Annotated in this window: 3 protein-coding genes; 2 read left to right on the top strand and 1 reads right to left on the bottom strand. The window is 40.0% G+C overall.

Going from position 1 to position 3,140, the window contains the following annotated elements; all coding sequences use genetic code 11:
• Both QZ379_RS12480 and rnc read left to right on the top strand, forming a co-directional pair.
• Window positions 1-931: beta-ketoacyl-ACP synthase II (locus QZ379_RS12480; protein ID WP_291565408.1), on the top strand; the 931-nt coding region annotated here is incomplete at its 5' end.
• 3 nt (window positions 932-934) lie between these two features.
• A complete protein-coding gene (gene rnc, locus QZ379_RS12475; protein ID WP_291565404.1) occupies window positions 935-1,870 on the top strand; it encodes a ribonuclease III in 936 nt (311 codons plus the stop codon).
• A gap of 93 nt (window positions 1,871-1,963) precedes the next feature.
• Here the strand turns inward: rnc and tsf are convergent, their stop codons facing one another.
• Window positions 1,964-2,956 carry a translation elongation factor Ts gene (tsf, locus tag QZ379_RS12470; protein ID WP_291565402.1) on the bottom strand — a complete coding sequence of 331 codons (993 nt, stop codon included), beginning with the start codon at window positions 2,954-2,956 and terminating at the stop codon, window positions 1,964-1,966.
• Window positions 2,957-3,140 lie beyond the last annotated feature (184 nt).

Genomic DNA, 3,140 nt, shown 5'->3' with positions numbered 1-3,140 from the left:
CCATACTTTCGAAGAGGAAGTTGGTGGATATGAGCAGACAAAAGATACTATCGGTCCTAAATTCAGCCCTTTCTTTATACCGAAAATGATTGCCGACATCGCATCCGGACAAATCTCAATCATGTACGGTTTCCACGGACCTAACTTCACTACTACATCTGCATGTGCTTCATCATCAAATGCCATTGCCGACGCTTTCAACTATATCCGCTTAGGCAAAGCTAATATAATAGTAACAGGTGGTGCTGAAGCAGCTATCTTCGCAGCCGGTGTTGGTGGTTTTAACGCAATGCACGCCCTCTCTACTCGAAATGATGACCCAACTCGCGCTTCACGTCCATTTAGTGCAAGCCGTGACGGATTCGTTATGGGAGAAGGTGCCGGTATCCTGATTCTTGAAGAACTGGAACACGCAAAAGCTCGTGGAGCCAAGATTTATGCAGAACTTGCCGGTGTTGGTGCTTCTGCAGATGCGCATCATCTTACAGCATCTCATCCTGAAGGACTTGGTGCTAAATTGGTTATGATGAATGCACTGGAAGATGCAGGAATGCAACCTGAAGACATCGACTACATCAATGTTCACGGAACATCAACTCCTGTAGGCGACGTATCTGAAGTAAAAGCTATCAAAGAAGTTTTCGGCGAACATGCTTACAAGCTTAACATTAGCTCTACTAAGTCTATGACTGGTCACTTACTTGGAGCAACAGGTGGTGTAGAAGCTATTGCAAGTGTTTTGTCTGTTAAGAATGACATTGTACCTCCAACTATCAACCACGAAGAAGGTGACAACGATGAAAATATCGACTATAACCTTAACTTCACATTCAATACAGCACAGAAACGTACTGTACGCGCTGCATTGAGTAATACATTCGGTTTCGGTGGTCACAATGCTTGTGTAATCGTTAAAAAATACACTGAATAAACTGTGTTAGCAAATATTACAGATAGAATAAGACTCTTTTTCCGCAAGGAAAAGGAGCCTTATTTTCGTTTTTACAGGATATTGGGATTTTACCCTCGCAATATAGAAATATATAAACAGGCCCTATTGCACAAATCGTCTTCGGTGAAGACACAAGGCAGACTCATCAATAACGAACGCCTTGAGTTTTTGGGAGATGCAATACTGGATGCAATAGTAGCGGACATTGTGTACAAAAAGTTTGAGGGTAAACGTGAAGGTTTTCTCACAAATACACGTTCAAAAATAGTACAAAGAGAAACCTTGAACAACATTGCCATTAATATTGGCTTGGACAAACTTATCAAATATTCTTCAAAACAGTCCTCTCATAACAGCTATATGAGCGGAAATGCCTTCGAAGCTCTAATCGGAGCAATCTACCTTGACAGAGGTTACAGGGTATGCAAAAAGTTCATGGAGGAGCGTATAATCGGCCAGTATATCAATCTTGACAAAATCTCACGCAAGGAAGTAAACTTCAAATCAAAACTTATCGAGTGGAGCCAGAAAAATAAATTTGAAATAGAGTTCCGACTGATCGGTCAAACTTTGGACGACAACCAGAACCCTGTTTTTGAAACTCAGATAATAGTTGAGAACATTCCTGGTGGTACAGGCAAGGGATATTCAAAAAAGGAATCACAACAGGAAGCAGCCCATATAACAATGAGTATGATTAAAAAGGATTCAGTATTCATTGATGCTATATTCGCCGCTAAAAACGAAAGAGAAAGCCTTGAGAAGCCTGCAGACAACAATGTACAGGAAAGTGTAGAAGTGAAGATTGAAGAGGAATACAAATTCGACTCTATCGAAGAGACATATAGCGATGAGGAAAGAATAATATCTGAAGCAGAGGAAGCTGCTTTTGCTCAGGAAGAGGATAAGAAAGAATAACAGACAATAAGGTATCTATACAAGAAAAGCGTGAATAACTTACCGATTAGGAAAAGTAATTCACGCTTTTATATTTCTATTGAACTAACTCAATTATTCAGCACGCAAAGTAAAGCGTTTGAAATCTGTGATAGCCAATTCTGGATCAGCAGCCTTCAAAGTATCAGCTACAGTCTTCTTAGGATCCATAATGCTTTCCTGGTTCAAAAGACAAACTTCTTTCAAGAATTTGCCCAAACGACCTTTAGCAATATTTTCAATCATAGCCTGTGGCAAGTTAGCAGCTTTTTCAGCAGCTACAGTTTCTTTGATTTCTTTAGCCTTAGCTACGTCTTCAGCAGTGATCCATCCCTTAGCCATGTTGCTTTCCATGTGTTCTTCGCTGTCAACGTGAGCAGGGTTGATACCAGCTTTCTTCAAAGCTGCTTCTACAGCCTTCTGAACCTGTTCTGCTTTAGTCTTTTCAATTGCTACATTGATTTCTTCCTGCTTTACAGATTCTGGAACACCAGCTTCATCAATTGCGATTGGGTTCATAGCTGCAATCTGCATACAGATTTCATGTGCAAGCTGCTGATCGCAAGGCTTATTGAAAGCTACCATAGTACAAAGCTGATTCTTGCTCATGTGGTTGTAAACAGCAGTATTAGCTCCTGTTACTACGAAATAACCATCCAATTCCATTTTTTCACCAGTGATACCGCTACGGTCAACTACTGCGTCAGCGATTGTAGCGTTACCCATTGGAAGAGCTTTAACTTCATCCAAAGTCTGGCACTTGTTAGCAATTGCAGCATCAAGGATAGCCTGAGTCAAAGCAACGAAATCTGTATTTTTAGCGACGAAGTCAGTTTCACACTTCAAAGCTATCATTGCAGCATAGTCACCTGTAGACTTAGCCAATACACAACCTTCTGAAGTTTCACGGTCAGAACGTTTTGCAGCTACAGCCTGTCCTTTTTTACGAATAATTTCCATTGCCTTGTCGAAATCGCCTTCAGCGTCGTTCAAAGCATTTTTACAGTCCATCATACCAGCTCCTGTCAATTTACGAAGCTTGGTAATATCTGCCATACTTACAGCCATAATAAATTCTTTTTATTAAGAGTTAATAATGTCGTTATAAAACAAAATTGAGAATTGAGAATTGAGAATCTGAGCATATATGTTCCATTCTCAATTTTCAATTCTCAATTTTATATATTTAAGTTTCTGAATTAAGCTTCATCCTCCTTGCTAACGAAAGCAGCAGCTTTAGCAGCATTTATAG

Origin of the sequence: Bacteroides sp. (assembly GCF_019417265.1) — a bacterium.
In the GTDB taxonomy this organism is placed as follows: Bacteria; Bacteroidota; Bacteroidia; order Bacteroidales; family Bacteroidaceae; genus Phocaeicola.
Note: the sequence above shows the minus strand (reverse complement) of the source record. Positions and strands in the feature narration are given on the sequence as shown.

What these genes read in the sequence shown, in the direction of transcription:
- tsf (WP_291565402.1), bottom strand. Translation starts at nt 2,956, where the DNA reads ATGGCTGTAAGTATGGCAGATATTACCAAGCTTCGTAAATTGACAGGA.